At 60.6% G+C, this 17622-nt stretch carries 17 protein-coding genes and 1 pseudogene; 4 read left to right on the forward strand and 14 right to left on the reverse strand.

The window, feature by feature from the left end:
- The first annotated feature begins 154 nt into the window (after positions 1-154).
- Together V474_RS16195 and V474_RS25655 are read left to right on the forward strand one after the other, a co-directional pair.
- On the forward strand, positions 155-1456 hold the full coding sequence (locus V474_RS16195; protein WP_059152467.1) for a tyrosine-type recombinase/integrase: 1302 nt from the start codon (positions 155-157) through the stop codon (positions 1454-1456).
- 114 nt (positions 1457-1570) lie between these two features.
- The gene (locus V474_RS25655; protein ID WP_148649421.1) at positions 1571-2380 is read left to right on the forward strand and encodes a hypothetical protein; all 810 of its coding nucleotides are present in this window, start codon (positions 1571-1573) and stop codon (positions 2378-2380) included.
- Between the two features lie 236 nt (positions 2381-2616).
- On the opposite strand, the gene V474_RS16200 is transcribed toward V474_RS25655, so the two are convergent.
- From V474_RS16200 to V474_RS16260, 13 genes are all read right to left on the reverse strand, one after another.
- Positions 2617-3546, reverse strand: coding sequence for a hypothetical protein (locus V474_RS16200; RefSeq protein ID WP_201786048.1), 930 nt, complete (start codon positions 3544-3546; stop codon positions 2617-2619).
- 410 nt (positions 3547-3956) lie between these two features.
- Positions 3957-6101, reverse strand: a complete 2145-nt coding sequence (locus V474_RS16205; protein ID WP_059152469.1) for a KAP family P-loop NTPase fold protein — start codon at positions 6099-6101, stop codon at positions 3957-3959.
- Positions 6102-6692: 591 nt separating this feature from the next.
- Positions 6693-7475 (reverse strand): hypothetical protein, encoded by a 783-nt coding sequence (locus V474_RS16210; RefSeq protein ID WP_059152470.1) that lies wholly within the window; start codon positions 7473-7475, stop codon positions 6693-6695.
- Positions 7472-8143, reverse strand: coding sequence for a hypothetical protein (locus V474_RS16215; protein WP_059152471.1), 672 nt, complete (start codon positions 8141-8143; stop codon positions 7472-7474). The genes V474_RS16210 and V474_RS16215 overlap by 4 nt, the downstream gene beginning before the upstream one ends.
- 18 nt (positions 8144-8161) lie before the next feature.
- A complete protein-coding gene (locus V474_RS16220; protein WP_059152472.1) occupies positions 8162-11983 on the reverse strand; it encodes a phage tail length tape measure family protein in 3822 nt (1273 codons plus the stop codon).
- 11 nt (positions 11984-11994) lie between these two features.
- Positions 11995-12261 carry a hypothetical protein gene (locus tag V474_RS16225; protein WP_059152473.1) on the reverse strand — a complete coding sequence of 89 codons (267 nt, stop codon included), beginning with the start codon at positions 12259-12261 and terminating at the stop codon, positions 11995-11997.
- Positions 12254-12508: a hypothetical protein gene (locus V474_RS16230; RefSeq protein WP_059152474.1), complete on the reverse strand. Its 255-nt coding sequence runs from the start codon at positions 12506-12508 to the stop codon at positions 12254-12256. The genes V474_RS16225 and V474_RS16230 overlap by 8 nt, the downstream gene beginning before the upstream one ends.
- A gap of 1 nt (position 12509) precedes the next feature.
- Positions 12510-12713, reverse strand: coding sequence for a helix-turn-helix domain-containing protein (locus tag V474_RS16235; RefSeq protein ID WP_169795081.1), 204 nt, complete (start codon positions 12711-12713; stop codon positions 12510-12512).
- A gap of 85 nt (positions 12714-12798) precedes the next feature.
- The gene (locus V474_RS16240) at positions 12799-13380 is read right to left on the reverse strand and encodes a hypothetical protein (RefSeq protein ID WP_059152476.1); all 582 of its coding nucleotides are present in this window, start codon (positions 13378-13380) and stop codon (positions 12799-12801) included.
- Positions 13373-13594, reverse strand: a complete 222-nt coding sequence (locus tag V474_RS16245; protein WP_059152477.1) for a hypothetical protein — start codon at positions 13592-13594, stop codon at positions 13373-13375. The genes V474_RS16240 and V474_RS16245 overlap by 8 nt, the downstream gene beginning before the upstream one ends.
- Positions 13591-14010, reverse strand: coding sequence for a hypothetical protein (locus V474_RS16250; protein WP_059152478.1), 420 nt, complete (start codon positions 14008-14010; stop codon positions 13591-13593). The genes V474_RS16245 and V474_RS16250 overlap by 4 nt, the downstream gene beginning before the upstream one ends.
- Entirely contained in the window at positions 14007-15164 is a 1158-nt protein-coding gene (locus V474_RS24995; protein WP_201786049.1) for a DUF1376 domain-containing protein, read from the reverse strand. The genes V474_RS16250 and V474_RS24995 overlap by 4 nt, the downstream gene beginning before the upstream one ends.
- Positions 15161-16561, reverse strand: a complete 1401-nt coding sequence (locus V474_RS16260; RefSeq protein WP_059152480.1) for a replicative DNA helicase — start codon at positions 16559-16561, stop codon at positions 15161-15163. Before V474_RS16260 ends, V474_RS24995 begins: the two co-directional genes overlap by 4 nt.
- On the opposite strand from V474_RS16260, the gene V474_RS26635 reads away from it, so the two are divergent.
- A complete protein-coding gene (locus V474_RS26635; protein ID WP_236711291.1) occupies positions 16560-16910 on the forward strand; it encodes a hypothetical protein in 351 nt (116 codons plus the stop codon). The two genes, V474_RS16260 and V474_RS26635, sit on opposite strands and share 2 nt — an antisense overlap.
- A gap of 5 nt (positions 16911-16915) precedes the next feature.
- On the opposite strand, the pseudogene V474_RS26970 reads toward V474_RS26635, so the two are convergent.
- Positions 16916-17005, reverse strand: a pseudogene (locus tag V474_RS26970) (hypothetical protein); the annotation flags it as partial.
- 98 nt (positions 17006-17103) lie between these two features.
- On the opposite strand from V474_RS26970, the gene V474_RS25000 reads away from it, so the two are divergent.
- The gene (locus V474_RS25000) at positions 17104-17559 is read left to right on the forward strand and encodes a helix-turn-helix domain-containing protein (RefSeq protein ID WP_082699819.1); all 456 of its coding nucleotides are present in this window, start codon (positions 17104-17106) and stop codon (positions 17557-17559) included.
- The last annotated feature ends 63 nt before the right edge of the window (positions 17560-17622 follow it).

Here is a 17622-nt window from a genome sequence, read left to right on the forward strand (position 1 = left end):
CCAGAACTGCCCAGAATACCTCGCATTTTTGCGGGTTTGCCGCTATTAAGCTTGCCCGATCTACCCAAGCTTTCACCGATCTAACCGAGTGATGTGGGGGTAAAAGGTCGGGGTAAGCTGGCGATGGGGGAGCATCATACCCCTAGGGGTAGATATGCTGACGGACAAGGAAGTGCGGAACGCGGCGCCGAGGGATAAGCCGTACAAGATTTCAGATTCGGGCGGGCTCTACCTGTACGTTTCAAAGACGGGCTCGAAGACCTGGCGGATGAAATATCGTCTGTTCGGGAAAGAGGGCTTGTTGACGTTCGGGCCGTATCCGGAGGTCAGGCTCACCGAGGCACGAGACAAGCGGGACGACGCGCGCCGAAAGCTCCGCGAAAACATCGATCCTTCAGGCGCCCGGAAAAAGGCTAAGGAGGCAGCCGAGCGCGAGAAGGCGGAGGCGGCGAAGCAGGTAGCATTCGAGGTTGCCGCACGCGCTTGGTTCGAGTTGCAGAAGCCTCGCTGGGCCCCTGTCCATGCCAACGACGTCATCACCAGCCTTGAGCGCGACGTCTTCCCGTCGCTCGGCGCGAAGGCCCTGGTGTCGATCGACGCGCCGGCGGTGCTTAAGACCTTGCGTCTGGTGGAGGCCCGTGGCTCCATCGAGACGGCGAAGCGCCTGCGCCAGCGGATCTCGGCGGTCTTCTCTTACGCGATTTCCGAGGGCGTCGTGACGCATGACCCAGCGGCGGTCGTGGGCAAGGCGCTGAAGCCACTTCCGAAGAAGGGGAAGCAGCCGTCCATCACAGACCCGGACGAAGCGCGGGAGGTCCTGATCGCCGCAGAGGGATCGGGCGCAGACCCGGTGACGAAGCTCGCATCGCGCTTCCTGGCGCTGACGCAGGCTCGGCCTGGCATGGTCCGATTCGCGGAGTGGTCGGAATTCGAGGGGATCGACTGGGAGGGGGAAGCCTTCGGCCCGTTCATGCCGCTCTGGCGTGTGCCGGCCCAGCGCATGAAGCTGGTGGCCGACCTGAAGGGGGAAGATGAGTTCGAGCACCTGGTGCCGCTCTGCTGGCAGGCTGTGGAGGTGCTAAGAGCAATCCGACGCATGTCCGGCCGGGGAAGGCTGGTCTTTCCTGGGCAGCGGCATAGCCACCGGCCCATCAGCGAAAACGCGATCGGCTACCTCTACAACCGCGTCGGGTTCTTCGGCCGCCACGTCCCGCACGGCTGGCGGGCGGCATTCTCGACGACCATGAACGCGATCGCGGTGAAGCAGAAGCGCATGGCGGACCCGGCGATCATCGAGCTGATGCTAGCGCACGTCCCGGAGAACCAGGTGAAGGCCGCCTACGATCGGGCCGGGCACATGGAACGGCGGCGCGAGCTGGCGCAGGAATGGGCGGATATGCTGATGAAGGGGATGCGGCCGGCGAATGAGCTGCTGGATGGGCCGAGAAGGGGCTGATGCGGCGTGGTGAGAAATCAGGGGGTGTTATAACCTGATTTTCGGAAATACTTCGATAGCGTACGTTCGTAATGACTAATTACGAAGTTGTTTTAGTAATTCCGGGAGAGTTCGATGATTAATCGAAGGTTAGTTATTGTTAATGGTGCGGTTGCCATTGCTGCTGTCGCATTGCCTTTCGGTTCGGTCGGCTCAGCGGTTGCGCAAGAACCTAATCTTGAGGCCGATCTCGCTGCCGTTCGAAAGCGTCTTGCGTCTTATTACAAGAAAGTCACCAATGCATCTTTGGCCTCGCCACCGCCAGGTGCTGCGGCGTCGAATGGGTGGTTTGTCAAATACATGAAAGACGATGCAGACCTGAGCGTGACGCAGCGGCCGATACAGACGGCGACCTCTGAAGGAAAGATTTGCGCGGATCTAGCGCAGGGGATGATGGCTTATTGCCGATCTGGCTTTGGGCCTGGAACCTACAAAGCGAATTGGGCCACAAGCTTTGACATGTTGTTAGCTAATTTGGAGGCAGCAACTTCTGGATTTACTCAGATGGCGTCGCAAATGGTTCATTCAATTTTGGGTGACATCCCTGTCGTCAACTCAATAGTCGAACAGATCGACGGTCAGATCAATCAGCTTGCTGCCTCTGCAAGACAAAAAGGTCCCACGTCGGGCGATCATGCGAATGGATGGATTTCGGTAGGCGTCCGTGATGGCGCAAACGCGTGGTTAGGACAGTCCAACGGGGCGCTAGGAAACCTGACTGCCCCCAAATCAAAGGACCTTGTCGAAACAATGAAGGTATTTGCAAACGCGATGGCTGGGCTCAACACAGAAGGGCACAGTCCGTGGTTAAAGGGTGAGTGGCAAGTCGGTTTCGGAGCAATCACTTCAACAGCTTACCATGTGCTCGAAGCCGAACCCGATTGAATAACCTGTGGGTCCAGTACGCATCGGACGCTCGATCTCTTGCGAGGCCACCTTCGTCGAGTTCAGTTAAAGCGTCTGAGCCCAGGTCACCGCCGCATAGGCCGCCTGCTTCGCGGCTGGCGTCGTGGCCGCCTTGATCGCGAGCACGACTTCTACACTCGATCGCGGCGAGACGGGCTAGCTCCACGATTGTCGATGGCACGCTGCGTTGCTTGGTTTGGTTCAATGATACCGCCTTATCGCCCGAACTCAGCATCGTATGCCTGGAGAGCTCTCTCACCAGCATTGTCCAATTTTTCGGCCCAACCTTCTGGTAATCCAAGGACGATCGAAAGCCGATGTTCGCCTGCTTTTGGATCCTCGGTCAGAATTTCTGATAAGAAAGCGGGCACCTTCGCCGCCTCATCGATTAGGTAGCCCGCTACGCCGGCAAGGAGCGACAACATCTCACTGAATATGTCATCTACTTTTGCGAATTGGACAGTTTCCTCCCACACCAATGCGCTGCGGCACATCTCTGCAAATAGCCTGGTCGTCGCGACGATTTCACTCGCATCCCCAGAGCTTTTGGGTAGGCTCCGGTCGCCCCACGACCGCCCGAACTCTACGTTCATCAATTCGCCGAATGCCCGCGCGATGCCTCGAATTTCAGCCATCCGCAAGCTTGTCCATCGGAAGAATTCTGACGCTGGAACGGGAACAGCAGGCAGCATGTACAGCCCCCTTTGCAATGCTCGCCAGCGCTGAAGCACGGGCGACATTTCATAGCGAAGCATCTCCGCCGTAAGCCGGTACTCCCAGTTGTCCGATTTCTCGATAAGCAGACGCTCGGCACGATAACTGATGCGACCAAATTCCTCTAGGTAACGAACCTCGTAGCGGCGACGTGCTTCCGCCCCAGCCTTCCCGATCATCCGCCCAATTTCCAACTCGTGCTGCTTGACCCATTCAAAGAGAATGCCGGCCGGAAAGCGGGCTTCATCATCGTCGATCAGCTTATGGCAGTTACCGCACAGCCAAATTGCGTTTGTGATATCGGAGCGCGCTGAAGACACCATTTTTGGGTCATATCGCGCTGATCCAGGGTGCGCGCCGTAAATGTGCGCTGCCTCCCCAACATTTACGGTGCCGGCCGGGAGATCGGTTGGTCCAGTGGTGATTGCCATGCAATCTGGGTTTGAACAGCGATGCGCGGCGCGCTTCGCTATTGCTGCGATAACAGGTTTTTTGAACCGGTCAGACGATGGAGTAGTCACCGCTGCTAGGTGCCTTTGAGCGCTTCGATCCGTCAACAGCTATCGTTCGTTGGTCCGGTCGTTGTTGACGTTCGAAGTGAACATAACTGTCATTCCGATTAGCGCCGAGCTCGGAATTTAATCCATATAGATCAGTTGGGCCTGTCGCCATACCGCAGAAAGCTTCAAAACCTGCGCCTTACCCCGACAGCCCCGGCCGAACATTATCCACCGTTTCGACAGTTCGGGGTTGAAAGCGAGGTTTGTTGCTCGGCGGGGACGCCGGCCAAAAACGCATACTATATCTCGTCGAAGGCATGGTCGGCTTTGTCGCCGATTACCTACGAATCGTCAGGGCCTGCTAGCGTAGCGCGGAGCTGTCCGACTGCATTATCGATCCAAGGTTGCAGCGGAGGGGTCGTGAAATCCGCTTCACCAAGAGCTTTGGTGACTGGAACCGGGTCGAATAGTTGAGAGACTGAGGCATAACTGCTGCCGTAACCTGGGGGATAAATCAGCGCCGCCATCGTTGCCAACGCATCGCGGCCGTCAAGTTGATGTGTGAGAGAGTCGCGAAGGTCGTTGCCCCAATACTCGTTGTTCGCAAGAGTATAGATCACCTCTAGGTTGGGAAGCCGACGCAGCGCCGTGCCGTCGAGCACGGCATCCCGATAGCGAGGAATTTCGCGCTGCAGTAAATCGATCGCCTCCGATTTAGTGTAAAGAACGTCATTATTGACCAATTCCTGTCCGTATCTTCCGTTAACATATAACTGCTTACGCAATATGGTAGGAGTAATCGCGAGATCGCCTGAGGCAATTAAAGCATCAACAGCCGCCTTTACGCGAGACTCTTGTTTTCGGTCTCGTATTGCCAGATGCGTCAACATAGCTGCAGCATCATCGACCAGCGCATACTCTGGCCCCGGGCTAGTCATCCAGTCGCGTGACCGGGTCAAAGCACGCGAAAGTACGGGCCAGAACAACGTATCCCCGTTGGCAGGCAACTGCGCTATCAGATCGTCCATGCGATCGAGAAAGGCAGTCAACTCGCCTGCTTCCATCAATGCCCGTAGCGCTGCTTCCATTTCGGCGGCGTCCCGCATCTGCCAAATTCGCTCGATATCTTTGCGCGCAACCGCTCCTGGTGGATTTCCAAGATATAGCAGGCGCACCATGTTACGGCGGCGATCCAGTCGGTTTCCATCGTTGCCGGTCGCATTCTGGTCTTCCCGGAAATTAGGAAATAGGAGAAGAAGCAGGTCGTGGTGCGCCAATGCGCATTCACCAAGGATTTCAGATGGGAGTGGCGGCCTTTGATTATTGCTGTGACGTCGCATCAAATCGGCGATGAGAGTGCGGTCGGTCACGTCGGAGACGATACCGTCGAAGTGAACCATAATCGCCTCGCGTAGGTCAGGCGCCTTAGTCAGTATCCAAGAGTAGGCGAGGACATCGACAGGTTCGATTTCCCCGCGTGTTGCTTGTTCGAGCACCGCGAAGGCGCCGACGAGACGCTTGATGTCGCGAGGCGTCGTGACCTCTCTCTTAATCTGGTCAAAGATTGCGCGTTGATTCTCTCGCTGCTCGTCCGGAAGCGATACCCCATAGGTTTCGAGCTCCGCTTTGAGCAACGCATCTACATCCGCTTCGAATAGCGGACGCAGCGGTATCGGCAGCTGGACAATCTTTTCCAGATATCGCGCACCGGAAGTGAGCCGATCTTGCCCGACACCGCGGCCGAGCGCGTCGGCAACCCGGTCTGGATCGTATGCGACTAGATACGATACGCCCTCGATGTCGCCGACCGCCTTGATCAGCTGCGCCACCGCGCGCACTTCGTCGTCTTCTACCCGGTCGAGTTCGTCGATCAGTACGACGACTGCGACCTTCGCCGTCGTGATCTTCTTTTCAAGAAAGCGCCTTTCCTCCTCGGGCGAACGTGCCTCTGGCTTTGCTATGGCATCCTTAGTGCGCTTGCTCCACAGACCCCAGCCTGTCGTAGCGGCGCCGCCCGCGCCATGCAGGTCAGCGACTGCGGCTACCGCGTGCCCAGCAAGGTCTATGGCGCCCCAGTAACGTTCGAGGGCCTCAGCCAGGTCCCGGCCATGCTCTCTGGTGCTGCGCCCCATGTCATCGCGAAGGCCGCTAAAGAAGCCGCGCACGAGTTCATCCCGGCCGTTGAAAAGCCATGGATTGAAATAGGAAACAATCACTCTGTCCATTGTCCCCAGCTCGGCTTGAACGAGCGACAGGATACTAGACTTACCTGAGCCCCACTTGCCGGTCAGGCCAACGACAAATCCTGAGGATGACCGCCCAATTAGGTTACCTTGAGCATCCCTGCTGTCTCGCACAAGGGTCCGTACGAGGCTGGCGACGAACGGCCCGCGATCAAGTTTATCGTCCCGATTGCGACGGATTGGCCGATCTTGGTTGGGATGCTGGGTGGTTGAGGTCATGTAGCCTTTGTAGATACCCTGCATCTCGAGGGAAGTGGGAAGTCATTTTGCGAGTTATCATTTGGCGATCGCGGTCCAGCCATGTCCCGTGGGAGCCTGCAGCTTTTGCTGAGCCGCTGGCTGCGTACCATTGGTCGCGGCATCTGGCACGCACACCCTATCTGCTGGGTCAAAAGGCATCAGATATTCGGTGTGATCGCCTCCCCCGGTTCTAGGCCATTTCTGTCACCGGCAATCTTGGGCAACAGACCCGGACTTCTGACGCTTCAGCGGCGCCTCCGCTATTGCATGCGTATCGCAACATACGAATAAATCCATGCTGCGTAATAAAATTACGGGTCCTACCTAGTTAATTGCGCACCCTAAAGCGCATAGGAACCGCGTTTTATGCGCGATTTTGAGCCCCATAGGTTCGCAATAGTTAGAAGAACCAGTCACTTAGACACAAAAAGGGCGGCCAAGCCGAAGCCTGACCGCCCTTTTCGTGAATGGGGCAGCCGGCCTGAAGCTCCGGCCGCCCCTCCCGGCGGAAAACCCTCCGCCGGCCCCGTGCCCCGCCCCGTCCAAGGGCGAGGCCCACCCGAGCGGGGGAAGAGGACCCCGCCCGATCTCGTGTTACCTGTAGAAGACCGACCTCTGCGGGGCCGGCGCCACCTCGCGGCGCATTGCTACTGCGAGGGTTGCCGGCTCGTAGTGGTCGCGGAGCTGCACCGACTTCGGCAGGCCTCCCATATACGCCGCTCCCTTCCCGGCAAGGATTGCGGCCAATGCTACAACCTCGTCAGGGACCGGCATCGAGTTCCCGAGGGCCAGTAGCGAACCAGACGTCGACACGCCGGTGGCAGCGTGCGCCGTTTCATTAAGGCCTGGCGGGTTGCTGTTCGTTGCCCGGCCGATCGCGCTGAGGGCTGCAAAGCTTTCCATGATGAGCGTTGCCCCTTCTTTCGCTTTGTCGAGGTATGCCTGGCACAACGGTCTGAGTTCCTCGAGCGCCCGACGCGCCGCGGCCCGCTGAGTGTCTTGACGCTGGCGCTGCAGGGCGGTCCTGCGGGTCGCCAGCGCGGACAAGCCTTCCGAGAGGGCATCACGTTCGTGCTCGAGCGCTCCACGGTCAAACTTGCTCGCTGCGGCGTCGGCGGGAGCTACGCCGGCAAGCAACGCATCGGCCACCGCGTTCCCATCGTCGATATCGAGGGTCGAGCGTCTAGCGGGATTGCTCTCACCGTTCAGCTCGCGGACGAGCTGCAAGACTTCCTCGCGCCGGGCGCGCGCTCCCTGTATGGCCTCCTCAATCTGCCCAAGCTGCTGGTCTATTCCGGCAATGCGCTCGTTCTCGGCGGAGAAGTCGAGAGCTTGAGCGCGGCGGGTGGCTTCGTGAAGTGCGGTTTGCAGGCTCATGAGTAGATCCTCCGATGGGCTTCCATTCTGGCGTTAACGCGGTCCCACACCGCATCGGCGGCGGCGCGGCCAATTGCCGGCCCATGCTTAGGCACCAGTGCGGGAGCGTCGGTGGCAGCGCGTCCGTAAGCGCGATCCCAGACGGCACCGCTTGCCTTGCGGCTCCCGTTCTCAGCATTGGCAGCGGGGGCCGATCTTCGCGCTTCGGCCCCGAAACGGGCGCGGTCCCACACCGCATCCGACGCTTCGCGCTTTGCCTTGGCGCGGATATCCGCGTCGGTCGGCATGCTCGCCAGGCTCCCCAGGATCTGCGCGGTGGTGTAGTTCTCCTTCGCTTCCAGCAGGGCCTTGGCGGTGAGCTGGCGGCCCCTCGCGGCAATCGAGCCCATCACGGCATCGTGACGCTCGGCGCGCCGCGTCCGCGCAATCTCAGCCTGCGACATAGCTGGCACCTTGGGGGCGGCTGCAGGCGGCTGGGCCGGGGTCTGCGTCGTCGACTGATGAGCGGCCGCTCCCGGCTTGGTGTTGATCGCTCCAGGAAGCGGCGCGCTGAGACGGGCTTGGAAGTTGTCAAAGCGGCGGGGCGCGCCCGCCGCGAGCGGGAGCCCGGTGCGCAAGTCGGTCCCATTCTTTTCGCGATGAGCCGTCAGTCTTGAACTCGTGGTCATGGGTCTTTCCTTTCGTGGTTAGAAGTAGCTGGGCAGGGAAATTCGCGGCGATCCGGACGACGGCATAGTGCCCCCGTTTGCTGCGATCTGGCTGAGGAAGGACAGCGCCCGCCCAAGATTCTCATTCACCGCATCGAGGCGAGACACGGTTTGGTCGGTCTGGGTGTCGATCGACGACTTGACGGCGCCGGTGGCATCGAACGGGCTGTCCCGGTTCTCGGCGATGGAAACGACGTTGGTCTCGGCATCGATGCGTGTCTTCGTTAGGTCGGTCACCTCGTTGAGGCGGTCGAAGTATTCCTGCTGCGAGCCGTAGAGGTCCCGTTCGATGTCGAGCAGCTGCTGAGCGGCGCTGGCATAGTCATCGTAAGCAGAGCTATCGCCGGCTTTCACCCGGGCCGCCAAGCCGTCATAGGTGCCCAGCGCCGCCGCTCTGCGGTCGCGGAGCGAGAGCCCATTGTCCCCGGTGGTGAGGCCGTCGAGTAGGCCTTGCAGGGAGCCCAGGATGCGATCCTTGTAGTCCTCGGCCGCCTGGGCCTGCTTGATGCTGTATAGCTCCTGCAGGTCGGCCATTTCCGCCGCACTGGCGCCAGCTGTCTTGGCAAGGTCGATGTACCGTTCGAACTCCTTGTCGAGATCGTCCATCGCCGAGCCCAAGGGATCCTTGATCGACTTCAGCTCGCGGAATACGTTCTCCCAATCTAGCGCGTCCTGCAAAGCCGCTTCGAGGTCGTCGCCGGCCTTGATGATGTTGAGGGTGGATGCCCTCATCCCCTTGAGTGCGCCATCCTCGATCGCGTTCTTCACTGCGAAGGCGATGGCCGCCTCGGCATCATCCCCGAACGAAATCGCCCCTTTGTCGATCTTCAGGCTCGTGCCGTTGGGATTGACCCGGTATTCGTCACCGCGCGTACCGATCGACACCATGAAGCTGCCGACGGTGCCGCCGAGCTTGTCGACGATGTTCGTCAGGTTGCCGATGACGCTATCACCCAGCCCAGCGACGGTGCCGTAGTTCCCGTTGTCCTTGCCGCCTTGGGTATAGCCGTTCGCATTCGTGATGACGGCATTGGCGGTGCGATTGCCCTTCAACAGGCCGCCGAGCAGGCCGCCAGCGATCGAGCCGATGATGTCGCCGCCTGGGATACCGGTAAGACCCCCGAGCGCACCGCCGATCTGAGCCCCGGTTGATGAGGTCTTGAGGCCAATGCCCTTCATCAGACCAGCCGCCATGCTGCCGGTTTGCACGCCGCCGAGGGCATCGTCGAACCTGCCAAGTAGCTTTTCCGTCATGCCCTTGCCGAAGACGTCAGGGCCATAGTCGAATACCATGCCCCGCAGCCCGCCAACCGCGCCACCGACTGTGCCGCCCGTCATTGCGCCAGCGAGGGCGCCGCTCAGTGTACCGGACAGGTTCTGGAAGAACGTGGTGCCCATGGTGTGATCGAAGCCGGCAAGCAGCGGATCGACCGTCGCGTGAGCGGTCTTCTCCGCGAGCTGCTGGATAGTCAGCTTCGTGAGGTCGGTGGCCCCGGTCTTCGCGGCTGGTGAGGCGCTGGGACGCGTGCCCGGCACTGTCACGGCATTCCCGTCAACCAAACTGGCGGAGACCGCGTCCGTGCCCGCTGCGCCAATACGCTTCGTGGCACCTTCGACTGCGGTGGCGAGATCCTCCAGCTTCTTGCCGGCGGTATCTACGCCTTCGGTCAACCGGCCTGTCGCCTTGCCCAAGGGGGAGCGCTGCCGAAGCTGATCTTCCAGTTCCTGGAAAACGCCGCCGAAGATCTCATCCGCGAGACGCGCACCCTGCAGGTCCTTCAGGCTCTGCTTCATGCTGCCCAGGAAATCCGTCTTTCGGCCCGAAAGCATGTCGGTGAGGCTGGTGCGCGCGGTGTCGATGACGTGCAGCTGCGCCTCGAACAGGGCGCGCTGACGTTCCGCCTGGCGCGTCCGCTCCTCTTCGATCTGCGCCAGTTCGGCCGCCTCGCGCTTCATTGCTGGGTACGAGGCGAGCAGCCGTTCGAAGATCGCCGCCTCATCCTTCCGGCCGGCAGTGATGAGGTCCTGCATCTTGGCCCGCAGCTCTTCCTCGCTGCCCAGCTTGTCCTCGATGCTCCATACTGCCTGCAGCGCCGCGGCTTCGTCGTCACGGCCCGCGGTCAGCAGGTCCTGTACCTGAAGGCGGCGCTCGCTTTCCTTCCGCATTTCCTCAAGCGGGCGGAGCAGAGAGTCGGCGACCACATCCTTCGCGTCCCGGGCCTGCTCAATCATTTCCGCGAAGCCGGCGGGCTTGTGTTTGCCCAGGTCAGCGATGACCGCATCCAGATCGCGAGTGGCGCGTGCTGCCTGATCGATAGCCTTCGGCTGCTCGTCGAACTGCTCCGTCGTGCGCCTGATAGTCTCGATGGCCTTTTCGCCGGCAGCTTGGTCCGCTGCGGCTTTGCGCTCTGCGGCCTTGGCCGCACGTTCTGCCGCTTTCGCGGCGCGATCGTCCTCGGCGGCGCGCTTCTTGCCATCGACGGCCGACCTGTCGGCAGCATCAGCCTTCGCCTGGATGTCGGCCCGCATTTGACTGACCTTGAGCAGCGCCTGCGCGTCCTCAAGCTCTTGCTGGGCATCATCGCGTTTCAGCTCGAGGCTGCGAACGCCCGCCGCCAGGCCGACATTCCCGCTCGCGGTTTTAATGGTTCGGTCCAGCTGGGAAACCGCCGTCTGCTTCTCGAAGACATCGGCCTGGGCATAGCCGAGCTGCTGCATCGTCACGCGGCCCTGGGCTTGCCGCAACCGGTCGAGCGAGTCCGTGAGGCCATCGACTTTTTTGGAGGTGGTGTCCGCCTCGTCGCCGGTATCAGCCAGCGATGCGATGAGCGGACCCAGCACCGAAACACCGACCACCAAAGCTGCGCCCCATGGCCCGCCGAGGAAAGCTGCAAAGCGGCCCATGCGCGATCCGGTGTTCTCCACCTTCTCCGCTACGCCGATCGCCTGCTCGCCAAGGCCCTCAATGTCGACGCCGGCCTCGTCGGCCGCTTCGCCCGCCTTCGATATGCCCTGCCCCGCAGTGCCGCCGGCCGCGCTCATCTCTGCGAGTGCCGAGACGATCGAGCCGCCCTGCTGGGCCATGATAGTGAACCACGACGTTCCCATCTGCGCCTGGATCGCCACGTCCTGCAGCTGGTAGGACAGGTTCTGCATCGCCGCGCGGTGGCGGCCCGAAGAATCGGTGGCGTTGTCGTTCGCCGAGGCCAGGAGCTTGGTGGCGCCTGCCGTTCGGGTGGACGCCATCGCCTCGTCGCTGAGTTGAGCCTGAACCTGTTGCAGCATCGCAGCGTGATCGTGCGCCGCCGCTGCCGCCGCCCGCTGCTCCACCGCTACCGCCTCGGCTGCCGCCACGTTGATGCGCGCGCTCTGCGAATACGCCCCCTCCGCTTCAGCCGCCCGGCGCATCGCGTCAGCGACTTCCTGCGCGGCGTTCGCCTTCCCCTGCAGCGCCTGGGCTTCCTGCTGCGCGCCAGCGACGTCCAGTACGTCCACCGCGCGCGTCACGCCGTCTCCGCGCTTGCCGGCCTGGGCAAGGCTGCGCGTAATCTTCTGCTGCATGGCGTTGAATTGGCGCTCGAAGTCATCCGTCGCGCTGCCCAGCGCTGAGCCGAGCTGCGCCGGCAGTATCTGAGCCAGCTTGCCGGCGCCGCCCTGGATGGTGGTGAAGGACTGCTCGAACTTGCGGCTCGTCAGCGCGGCCGCCGCTTCCGCATCGCTTTCGAGCCGGTCGAAGACGCCGTTCTCTTCGTAGCGCATCTGGATGTAGGCGGGCAGCTGGGTCGGTGTGTTGGTGGCCATGGCCGGTCCTTTCAGAGGCTGGCGGGGGCGTCGCCGAAACGATCGTCGAGCGGCTGGCTGGTGAGATCGATGATCAGCAGATCGAGGTCGTCTGCCCGGTCGGCAGCGTATGCGAAGGCGATCGCGCGCGTCGTCATCCAGCGCCGCTTCGGACGACGCCCGCCACCTTGCCAGACCGTTACGCTGTAGAGCTTTTCACCGCCCAGCTCATGCGGGGAGATGACGACGCCCTTGAGACTGCTGCGCTTAGGGATGCCCGGTAGTGCCAGCTCAGCCACGACCGTTCCCTCCGAAATCAGGGCGCTTCCAACCGGGCCGGTCGAGGATCAGCCCCATAATGCCGCCGTGCTGCGCGATGTAACGGCGTTGTACGGCACCGGCCTGGTCAAGCGTAGAGGCCCGCAAGAGATCGGTTACCGGGGTCCAACCCTGCAGCGGAGGTTGCCACATCTGGAAGGTGAAACCGACATCGTCGCGGCAGACCAGCGACAGCGGCATGGTGGTGAAGCGGAGCGGATCAGCCATGTCAGACCGCGGCCTCGCCAGTGATCAACAGGTGAAGGTCATCGACCAGCACCAGCGTCTTGGCTCCGACCTTTCGTAGCGGAAGTTCGCCTCGGCTCGCGCAGTTGTAGAGGCTGCGTCGGCTCAGTCCGGTTATCCGAGCCGCCTCCTGCAAACCGACCGAGATGGTGCGCGCGCCGACGTCATTTTGTCTGGGGGTTGGCATGCTGCTGTTGCTCCGATGTGCGTTGCGGTGAAAGGGCATGCACAATGGGGCAGGGAAAATTCCCCGCGAAATAGATTGCGGGGAATTAAGCCGAGCGCTCGCGAAGTCGCGGTCTTCCGGGCTTTCGCTCACCCTTCACCCGTCGCCATGCGACCGTAAAAGCCGCCTTTTTCCCGCGTCGCGCGCCGTGATCGAGGGAGTATGCCGCCCAGGCAGCCTTGCTATCCTCGGTTCGGCAAGCCGTCTCGATCCACCGATCGATTTCCCATCCTTGCAGGCAGTCGACGTCGCCGCGCGTGCTGATATCGCGCACCATCGTTTCCACCGAGACGCGGTCGAAGTGGACCGACTCCCAGGTCTCCTGCAGATCGCGCCCGTCGTCGCGAACGATGACCCAGGTGAGGCTGCCATCCGTCCACGACGCGAAGCTCTCCAAGCCGGGCTTCTCGCCGGCAAGGAGGGCACGCCACATGCGCAGGGGCACACGATCGCGGCTCGGCTCGCGCACGACGGCATCGCCGTTGTGGACCCGCCCGAATCCGGTCGCGATCAAGCCTCGATGCCTGGCGAACCAAGCGATCGATCCGGTCAGATCTCCCGCCGCTAGTCCAGCGGCAAACAGCCGTCGCTGCACCTCGCGCGCCGGCAGCCAGTCGAGGTCAGCCATTGCCCGTGCCTTCGTTCGCATGCCGGCGGCCCAAGCATGGGTGCTCGGGATCAACCTTGCGGATGACGGCCTCGATCTCCTCGACTGCTCGGAGGGCGGCGTCGCGCTCGGCCCTCACGCAATGCAGGCGCTCAGCCAGCTCGACGACGATTGCTTCGGGGCGGTCGCCTGCTTGGATCGGGCCGGCGCCGGGGCGGGTTCGGTCGTTGCTCACTCGGGTTGCTCAGCTTTCCGCCGCTCGAACTCAGCAGCGTCTCGACAGACGATGCCCCAGAACGGACCGCTCTTCCCCCAAAGCTCTGTGCACTCAGCCATCAGGCGGTGTTCCGCTTCTTCCGCTTGCGGTGAGTCTCCCCAAGGACTGATGTCGAGAGGGGTTCCGTAGCGCCACACGTGCAGGTCGCGGGGAAGGCGATCCGGTTCGCGCATTCCTACACTGGCGCCCTTCTGAAAGCCTCGCCGGTATGCCTCTTCGCCTACTCGAGCGAGGAGTTTGACGAGTGTATTGGCGTCGTTTTCCTTGATCTGCGCCATAAAATCGAAGTTCAAATGGCGTGTTACGTCGGTAGCACGGCGATCGGGATCGAGTTCACCGAGGGTGAAATCGTCAAGATCAGGGATGCTGGTCATTCGCTGTGTTCCTGTTCTGCTCCAGTTTCGTTTGGGGGTCGACGCTCGGCGGCTTGCCTCGACTTCCATCGGTCGAATTCTGCGTCGGACATCAGGACGCGGGCCTCGTCCTCGGGCAAGATTCGTTCAGGGAAGCGCCGGTTGAATGCTTCGTCCTCGACGGTCTTCGCGTCTTTGGTAGCGTCAGCGCGCTGCTTGGCGTTGCGAAGGCAGGCGCTGATGTACGCCGGCGGATCGATCGCGTTCTCGGCTTTCGAGAGCTTGATCGCGTCGGCTACCGCTTCTCGACCATGGTCTTTGACCCATTTTCCGATCTGTGCGGAGCGCTTGGGGCTGAGATACTTTTTCGCCTCATCCCAGAACACTTTGTCCGGATCGGCTGGCTGATCGCCCTCGACAGATCGGTTGCCGTCTTTGGCATTGCCTACGAAAGAGTCCGTAGGACTCTTATCTATAGATTCATTTCTGTTCCGATCATTTCCTTTAAGAGCATTTTCCAGCGGAATTTCGGGGTCTTTCCGTTGGAAGTGAGCACCATTTCCATTGGAACATGCCTGTTTTTCCGTTTTTCGAGCATTTTGCCCCTCGCGCACCGGCTGCGTTGCCCCAAGAGTCTTGCCCGTTTCGGTCTTCGCGTGTTCCATTCCATCGGAACGACCATGGATTTCCGCCGGAATATCGACGGAACTCTGACGGACGAGTTTCCACCCTTCAAAATCGGGAAATTTCGACCGGTCTTTCTCCGGTAAATCCTTCTGCGACTTGCGGTGACGATCGGCCGCTTTGGTCCATTCGTACTTCAGGCGGCTGTCCCATGCCGCGTTAGCCTTCTCCGCTACCGTCTTGTGGTAGAGCCGCCCATCACTGCACAGGAGAAACCCACGTAGAGCCCCGGCACGGATCCGGATCCACGCTTCGATAGCCCTTCCATATCCTGCGGCCTTCGCCAGCCACCGGTCATTGTCGGGCACGGAAGCGGCAGGGACTTGATGCCATGCCGCACCCCAAAGGAGCAGGGCAGCAACGATCGCCTCGGGCTCCTCTTCGGTGAGCAGATCACTATCACGCAGCCTGCCTACATCGAGCGGCATGTCGCGGAATTTCCGAAGGTCGCAGTCAGGCGGCGTCAGCGGCTCGGGAAGGTCGTCGTTCACTGATCCCTCACCGCTTGGTAAGGAGCAAAGAATTTGCCCTGGGAGCTTCCGGGTGAGCCGTTGCGCCGCTTGGGAACAATGAACTCGATGACGCCGCGGCAGCGGTTTATCTTGGTTTCCCAGGCATCATATTCGTCGGGCTTGTTTTTCGGCTCCTCGTTCCTGACGTAGTATTCCTCGCGCAGGAGGAAGAGCACGGCGTCGGCATCCTGCTCGATCTGTCCGCTGTCACGAAGGTCGGCTAGGATCGGCCTGTTTCCAGGGCGGTTATCGACGTTGCGACTTAGCTGGGCCAGTGCGAGCACCGCGACGCCATTGTCCTTCGCAAGCCCCTTAAGACGGATGCTGATGTCGCTGATGGCTTCGTATATCGATCGCTTCGGACCGTCACTGCGGAGGAGCTGCAGATAGTCGACGACGACCAGGTCGAGGCTGACGGCCCTAGCGGCCATGGCGCGCTTCTGGCTGCGTACGGTGCGTTCCAGCTGTCCGATCGTCATGGTACCGGGATCAACGATAGTGAGCGGCAACTTGCCGATCAGTTTGCCAAGGTCGTTGACCCTCTCACGCTGCCAGGGGTTGAGCGACCGCTTCTGGATATCGGTGTAAGAGACGCGGCGGTCGGCATCATCGAAACCGGCATCGGCGATCATTCGGCCCATTAACTGCGCACGAGACATTTCGAGGCTGACGAAGCAGACACCATGACCGGCCATGGCGGCGCCGAGTGCGTAGTTGGTCGCAACTACGGTCTTCCCCATACCCGTCCGGGCCGACAAAATCGTGAGTGACTTCGGCTCCAAAGGCCCTAGCAATCCATCGATTGCGCTGATGCGGTTGTTGAGAACACCAAAGTGCTCGGCATCAAGTTCGCTTTGAAACGCCGCTACCGACTCGGCCGCATCGGAGACCGTTACCGCGTCGCTGGCGCGCTGGTCGACGGCGCTATCAAGACCCGCGACAACCTCCTTAAGGTTCATGTTGGCGTCGGCGCATTGATGAATTGCGCCCAGCATTGCGGTCATCACCTTCCGACGGGCCGCCAGGTCGGCGACCTGCTCGACGAATTGGCGGGGCGCCAATAGCCCTTCCATGTTGGCTGTAAGGCCAGAGAGATACTTATTGGCTCCACCCAATACGGCGATGCCGTCGTCCCCATCGAAGTAGCCCTTGATGAAGATCGGATTGGCCGGTTGTCCGACCGAGTGCTGACGCTGGATCGCATCGAAGATCCTGCCGTGCACGGGTTCGTAAAACGCCGCCGAGTTCAGCCGATCCGCGGCGTGCTCGATCAGCCAACCCATCTCGGGCATCATTAGGGCGCCGAGCAAAGCAGCCTCCGCCTCCACGTTGGACGGCAGAGCTGGCAGGGCATCCTGCCCCTTGGAAACGGACATGTCAGAACACCTTGCTGAGATAGATGATGGTTTCGACGGGAAGCTGCAGCCGCATCCGGTGCACGGCGTCGAGGACCTCGCTCCGGCGGTAACGGGGGATCGCGTTCGCATATTTCCAGGAATAGACGGTCTGCGCGGAGCACCGCATCTCAGCGGCGAGCGCGAGAGCTCGGCCGCGATGGGAAAAGATCGGTTTTACAGCGGCTTTCGCTGGAATGCTCTGGGCCGGGCGCACAACGGTTACGCAGCGTCGGAAGAGTTGATGACTAGTTCACCCGGGCTTGTCGCCCCTTCCGTCGCCTCGCTGATTTTCACCGCCAAGGGGAGCGATGGTTGTCGCTGGCCATAGACGATCTTACGAATCGTTGTCTGGGGCTCGCTAATGCGAGCAGCGAATGCCGAAACACTTTCGTTTCGGTCTTTCAGATATTGAATGAGCTGCATACGCCCAAAATACGCCCTGTAGGGGCATAGTCGTCAAGCAAAAATTATGCCCTACCTGTCCACTATTTTTTAATGCCCCATCAGGGCATAATGCGCCCATGAACAACATCGCCGCACTTCGCAAATATCGGGGCCTGTCTCAAAGCCAGCTGGCAGCGAGCATCGGGACAACCCTTAATATGCTGGGAAAGCTAGAGCGTGAGGAGCGCAAACTAGACTTACCTTGGATAGAAAAAATTGCCTCAGCGCTTAAAGTCGAGCCACATGAGATAATAATTCCGAGTGGCATCATAGGCGTTCCGGAAGAACGCCCTGAACACTATCACAGTGAAAGGGGTGATTTCGACGTCGGTGAGAGCGTTAGATTTCTTTATCAAGTGGGCCCAAACAATCTTGGCATTGACGACGATGACATCTCTTTTGATCGTGAAGCGCATGATGGTAAAGAGATAGACGCTCAAACGGCAACGGTGATTTTGCTTAAGCAGATTGATCAAAGGCTAAGGAATATACAAAATCTGATGTCGCCTGCTTCAAAACCGAACGATCATTAAATGCCGGCTGGAACGCTATGACGCAATGTCCCGTCGGATCGGGATACCTTTCTATGCCCTGTG

The sequence above is a fragment of the Novosphingobium barchaimii LL02 genome, from assembly GCF_001046635.1.
GTDB classification, from domain to species: domain Bacteria; phylum Pseudomonadota; class Alphaproteobacteria; order Sphingomonadales; family Sphingomonadaceae; genus Novosphingobium; species Novosphingobium barchaimii.

Bases quoted from the DNA above. Each gene is read 5' to 3' on its own strand.
- V474_RS16195 (WP_059152467.1), top strand. From the start codon at position 155: ATGCTGACGGACAAGGAAGTGCGGAACGCGGCGCCGAGGGATAAGCCG.
- V474_RS25655 (WP_148649421.1), top strand. From the start codon at position 1,571: ATGATTAATCGAAGGTTAGTTATTGTTAATGGTGCGGTTGCCATTGCT.
- V474_RS16200 (WP_201786048.1), bottom strand. From the start codon at position 3,546: ATGGCAATCACCACTGGACCAACCGATCTCCCGGCCGGCACCGTAAAT.
- V474_RS16205 (WP_059152469.1), bottom strand. From the start codon at position 6,101: ATGCAGGGTATCTACAAAGGCTACATGACCTCAACCACCCAGCATCCC.
- V474_RS16210 (WP_059152470.1), bottom strand. From the start codon at position 7,475: ATGAGCCTGCAAACCGCACTTCACGAAGCCACCCGCCGCGCTCAAGCT.
- V474_RS16215 (WP_059152471.1), bottom strand. From the start codon at position 8,143: ATGACCACGAGTTCAAGACTGACGGCTCATCGCGAAAAGAATGGGACC.
- V474_RS16220 (WP_059152472.1), bottom strand. From the start codon at position 11,983: ATGGCCACCAACACACCGACCCAGCTGCCCGCCTACATCCAGATGCGC.
- V474_RS16230 (WP_059152474.1), bottom strand. From the start codon at position 12,508: ATGGCTGATCCGCTCCGCTTCACCACCATGCCGCTGTCGCTGGTCTGC.
- V474_RS16235 (WP_169795081.1), bottom strand. From the start codon at position 12,713: ATGCCAACCCCCAGACAAAATGACGTCGGCGCGCGCACCATCTCGGTC.
- V474_RS16240 (WP_059152476.1), bottom strand. From the start codon at position 13,380: ATGGCTGACCTCGACTGGCTGCCGGCGCGCGAGGTGCAGCGACGGCTG.
- V474_RS16250 (WP_059152478.1), bottom strand. From the start codon at position 14,010: ATGACCAGCATCCCTGATCTTGACGATTTCACCCTCGGTGAACTCGAT.
- V474_RS26635 (WP_236711291.1), top strand. From the start codon at position 16,560: ATGTCAGAACACCTTGCTGAGATAGATGATGGTTTCGACGGGAAGCTG.
- V474_RS16260 (WP_059152480.1), bottom strand. From the start codon at position 16,561: ATGTCCGTTTCCAAGGGGCAGGATGCCCTGCCAGCTCTGCCGTCCAAC.
- V474_RS25000 (WP_082699819.1), top strand. From the start codon at position 17,104: ATGAACAACATCGCCGCACTTCGCAAATATCGGGGCCTGTCTCAAAGC.